The organism is Desulfuromonas sp. TF (genome assembly GCF_000472285.1).
Taxonomy (GTDB): domain Bacteria; phylum Desulfobacterota; class Desulfuromonadia; order Desulfuromonadales; family ATBO01; genus ATBO01.
In genome coordinates, this window is record NZ_KI421424.1 from 298147 (window position 1) to 299895 (window position 1749).

The following is a 1749-nucleotide window of genomic DNA, read 5'->3' on the forward strand; positions in this document are numbered from 1 at the left end:
GCGAGATGCTCGATCGGATCATGGGGTGCGGCTGCAAGGTGTGCGAGGCCGACAAGGCCCTCATGCAGCAGATCAAGGAAGCCGACCAGAGCACCCAGGAGGCGATCGAGCAGCAGCGCGGCCGCGTCGCCAAGCTCAAGGAAGTCCTCGCCTCCTGCACCGACCCCGAGGCCAAGCAGCTGCTGAATGTGGCCGACTACCTGGTCAAGAAGTCCGTCTGGATCCACGGCGGCGACGGCTGGGCCTACGACATCGGCTACGGCGGCCTCGACCACGTGCTCGCCTCCGGCGAGAACGTCAACGTGCTCGTCCTCGACACCGAGGTCTACTCCAACACCGGCGGCCAGGCCTCCAAGGCGACCCCGCTTGGCGCCGTGGCGCAGTTCGCCGCCGGCGGCAAGCGCATGCCCAAGAAGGACCTCGGCATGATCGCCATGACCTACGGCAACATCTATGTGGCCAAGGTCGCCATGTCCAACCCGGCCCAGGTGGTCAAGGCGATGCTCGAAGCCGACGCCTACGACGGCCCCTCTCTGGTGATCGCCTACACCCACTGCATCGCGCACGGCATCAACATGGCCTCGGCGGTGGACGGCTGCAAGGAGGCGGTCAACAGCGGCCACTGGCCCCTGTTCCGCTACGATCCCCGCCTTGCCGATCAGGGAAAGAACCCCCTGCAGCTCGACAGCAAGGAGCCGACCATCACCTTCTCTGAGTACGCCCAGAAGCAGAACCGCTACCGGATGCTCAGAAAAACCGATCCTGAAGCATCGGATCGGCTGATGGAGGCGGGCAACAGGGAGACGGCCACCCGGTTTGATTTGTACAGGAAATTGGCGGAGGTCAACGAGAATCTTTACAAGTAGTAACTCTTACATGCGCAACTAAAAAGCTCCCGGCGGTTTCTCCGCCGGGAGCTTTTTAGTCAGTCCGTTTGAAACGGTAATCGATGTAAGAGGTTATATCGATCGGAACACCAGCCTTTTACCTGAAAAGACAGTGCTTTGCATAGTCTGCTGCATCACTTGCGCTCCATTCCTTCCGGGGCTTATCTCTCATGTCTTCACACCATGCTTCGCTTCCGACCTCCGGTGAACATCCTGCCATGGCTAAAAAGAGACTGAATGCGATAGATACACCGGTTAGTCTAATGAGTTTCATAATTTCCTCCATCCTGAATGTTTTCAGATCGCCAAACTGGGACACGAGCAATGAGTCAATTCTTGTCCGGACCGGAGGTCAAATGGCTTTGTCCTCGTCCTTCAGACCAGCCTTCTGACTGAACAGAACCATGAGACAGCACCTTTTCTTCCGGCAAACTGCGCGAATGAATTGAGAAAATGATTTGGCCCGACTCGTGCAGGCCGTATTAATTAATATAATCCGAAATCCCCGGGCCGCTTCTTGTTGTAGGCATGCAAACCATTCAGCAAGAAACATTCCGTTGGGTCTGATGAAATGACTGGAGGATGGCGGAACGAGGATCTTCGCCGGTGGAAATTGCATTCCACTTCGAGCGGAGCCAGAAAGAGCTGCCCATGTCGGAAATTAGCGAAAAAGGGTGTGATTTGAAGAAGGAGTGTGGCTTCTACTGCACTTTCATCAGCAGCAAGTCCCACGTCTGGGCCACCATGATTGCAAAATATTGCAATGGCGCGGACTATCCTCTCTGCGCCCGAAGAATCTATTTTTTCGAAAAAGGGGTGTGCGCGCCGACAATCATGACTCCCATCGGAATTCTGCCACCTG

At 56.3% G+C, this 1749-nt stretch carries 3 protein-coding genes; 2 read left to right on the forward strand and 1 reads right to left on the reverse strand.

Features of this window, described 5'->3' with window-relative positions; translation table 11 throughout:
- The coding region (locus tag DTF_RS27395; protein WP_226989407.1) for a thiamine pyrophosphate-dependent enzyme at positions 1 to 866 on the forward strand (866 nt) is incomplete at its 5' end.
- Between the two features lie 118 nt (positions 867 to 984).
- Here DTF_RS27395 and DTF_RS27870 read toward each other — a convergent pair.
- Positions 985 to 1173 (reverse strand): DUF3012 domain-containing protein, encoded by a 189-nt coding sequence (locus DTF_RS27870; protein ID WP_369798631.1) that lies wholly within the window; start codon positions 1171 to 1173, stop codon positions 985 to 987.
- A gap of 320 nt (positions 1174 to 1493) precedes the next feature.
- On the opposite strand from DTF_RS27870, the gene DTF_RS27400 reads away from it, so the two are divergent.
- A partial coding sequence (locus DTF_RS27400) for a hypothetical protein (RefSeq protein ID WP_226989408.1) occupies positions 1494 to 1749 on the forward strand: 256 nt, incomplete at its 3' end.